A 2,759-nucleotide genomic window follows, 5' to 3' on the forward strand; every position below is an offset into this window, starting at 1 on the left:
AAAAATATTCCTGGCTAAAGCCGGAAAACGCTTCGGGTTCTTATCTATCACCGCCATAAATGGCGGCGCAAGTTAGGCCCTAGTCTCTGTAATTAAAGCTTGCTCTGGTTATAACTTCCCAGACTTACCACGCCATTCATGGCGTGGGCTTAGGCGCTTAATTCAAAATCAGTAAGGCTTTAGCCCGGAACCTTGTTTTACAGAAAAAACTTTCCCTCCCTCTGATTTTTTCGTAATTTCATCCGAAAAACAACAAATGGACGAACAGCTACTGCATTATATCTGGAAACACAAACTATTCAACAAAGATAAACTACAGACCCGCGACGGTCAAAAAGTGCAATTAATTTCCCCGGGCGAACACAACCACGACGCAGGACCCGATTTTTTTAATGGTCGCATTAAAATTGCTGATACCGAATGGGCCGGAAGTATTGAAATTCATATGCGCTCAAGCGATTGGTTTTTGCATGGCCATGACAACGACGCGGCATACAACAATGTGATTTTACACGTGGTAGGTGTAAATGACGCCGAAATAACCCGCCAAAACCAAACGGTGATTCCCACTGTGGAGCTACCATACGACAAGCGCCTTGCCTCAAATTACAACATGCTGGCCAAATCACGCAAATGGATCCCTTGTGAGGACCAGTTTGCGCAAGTCGATCCGCTGATACGTAGTATGTGGTCAGAAACACTACTTATTCAGCGTTTACAGCGCAAAAGCGAGGTCGTTTCGGCCATCATGGCCCAAACCAATAACGACCTGGATGAGGTGTTTTTCCGAATGCTTTGCCGAAATATGGGCTTTAAAATCAATACGCAACCTTTTGAGCAACTAAGCCGGAAAATTAACCTACGACAAATTCGCACGCTTGGAAATGACCAACGACGCATAGAAGCCTTGCTTTTGGGTACTGCCGGCTTTCTCGAATCACCCGAATCAGATTATGAAAAAACATTGAAAAAAGAATTCAATCACCTGGCTGTCCGCTTCAAAATTGACCCCCTTGAAGCAAAAATCTGGAAATTTGCCCGCATGCGGCCCGTTAGCTTTCCTACGATAAGGCTGGCTCAATTGGCCAATTTGCTCAGCAGAAACACCCAATTTACACAGATGTTAAAAAAAGCAAATAGCATAAAAGAAGCTACAATGCTTTTCTCAGCGGAAGTGTCTGATTTTTGGGAAACGCATTACACCTTCTCGAAAAAGTCTAAAAAGCTCAAAAAACCTCTTGGTGTTAAGTCCATTGAAAACATCATCATCAACTCTGTTTTCCCTTTTTTGTTTATGGTGGGCAAATACTATGATGATCAGGAAATGCAGAAAAAAATATTTTCATGGATGCGTAACTTACCCGAAGAAAAAAACCGTATTATTGAACGTTGGAAAAAAGTAGGCGCTGAAATGAGTTCAGCATACGATTCTCAGGCCTATATTGAGCTATACAATGAGTTTTGTAGCAAAAACCGTTGTTTAGACTGCCGTCTGGGTGGTTATATTATTAAAGAGATGTAAAACATGAAATCCGGTCAACATAACATACGAATTGCCCTTGCCCTCTTGATGTCAATTATGGCACTGGGTATAATTGGTTACATGACAATAGAAGGTTTTACTTTTGTTGAGGCCATTTACATGACCGTTATAACTGTATCTACCGTAGGTTTCAAAGAAGTTCACGATATGGACCCGGCAGGTCAAATTTTTACCTCTTTTCTGATCATTTTAAGCTTTGGGCTCTTTGCCTATGCCTTATCTACCCTAACCCGGTTTTTGTTTGATGGAAAGTTCCGGAACTATTACATCGATTATAAAATGCGCATCCGGGTGGCCAAAATGCAAAACCACGTTGTAGTATTTGGATGGGGCCGTACCGGAGGCAGGGCCGTTGAAGAGCTGAAGCGACACAATACACCATTTGTAATAGTGGAGAAAAAGGAAGATCGCATCAGTGAAATACGAGGCCAAAAAACCGGCCCTTACATATACGAATCGGGCACTGCTGATGAGGCTTTAATTCAGGCTGGCATAAACAAGGCAAAAGCACTTATCACAACTTTACCCAATGATGCTGCCAATTTAATGATCATTATCACAGCCCGAAAAATAAATCACAAAGTACGCATCATCAGCCGGGCGGTGCGTGAAAACTCAGACCTTAAACTGCGTCGGGCCGGAGCCGATAACGTAATCATGTCGGACCGCATGGGAGGTAGTCGCATGGCCAAAAACGTTACGCAACCTGTAGCGCTCAAATTTATTGACCGGCTTTTGGACCAAAAAGCCAATGTGCACCTGGAACAAATTTATTGTACAGACCTATCGCAATGCTTCCTGAATAAATCTATCCGCGCCATGAACGTAGGGGCAACAACAGGGGCCAACATCATAGGCATGCGAAAAGAAGATGGTTCCATAATTTTCAACCCCGCTGCCGATGTAATTTTAAACTGTTCTGACCGATTGTTTGTAATGGGAACTTCATCGCAGATTCAACACCTGAAAAAAGTACTTTTTGGGAAGGAGGATTAAATAAACGATCCTGTTTTTTATGACTCTTCAGAGATTGCCTTCACCACGTTAAGCGTCTGAAAAATCAATTTTTTGTTTTCATCGACAAAACCATGGCTTTCAACGAAAAAAATTGGCCTGTTCTGACCTATCCTTTTTATTTGTTCTTAAATTTAAAAGACGCATTATGAAAACTATATTTCAACTTCTTTTTCTGGTTTGCGCTACTGTTTTAATGAGC

Annotated in this window: 2 protein-coding genes; both read left to right on the forward strand. The window is 42.1% G+C overall.

The genetic code is table 11. The features are described from left to right. The first annotated feature begins 256 nt into the window (after window positions 1-256). Entirely contained in the window at window positions 257-1,522 is a 1,266-nt protein-coding gene (locus tag VJ937_RS05605; RefSeq protein WP_324065906.1) for a DUF2851 family protein, read from the forward strand. A gap of 3 nt (window positions 1,523-1,525) precedes the next feature. Next, window positions 1,526-2,539 carry a potassium channel family protein gene (locus VJ937_RS05610; protein WP_324065907.1) on the forward strand — a complete coding sequence of 338 codons (1,014 nt, stop codon included), beginning with the start codon at window positions 1,526-1,528 and terminating at the stop codon, window positions 2,537-2,539. The last annotated feature ends 220 nt before the right edge of the window (window positions 2,540-2,759 follow it).

Origin of the sequence: Salinivirga sp., from assembly GCF_035268865.1 — a bacterium.
Taxonomy (GTDB): Bacteria; Bacteroidota; Bacteroidia; order Bacteroidales; family Salinivirgaceae; genus Salinivirga.

Bases quoted from the DNA above. Each gene is read 5' to 3' on its own strand.
- VJ937_RS05610 (WP_324065907.1), top strand. From the start codon at position 1,526: ATGAAATCCGGTCAACATAACATACGAATTGCCCTTGCCCTCTTGATG.
- VJ937_RS05605 (WP_324065906.1), top strand. From the start codon at position 257: ATGGACGAACAGCTACTGCATTATATCTGGAAACACAAACTATTCAAC.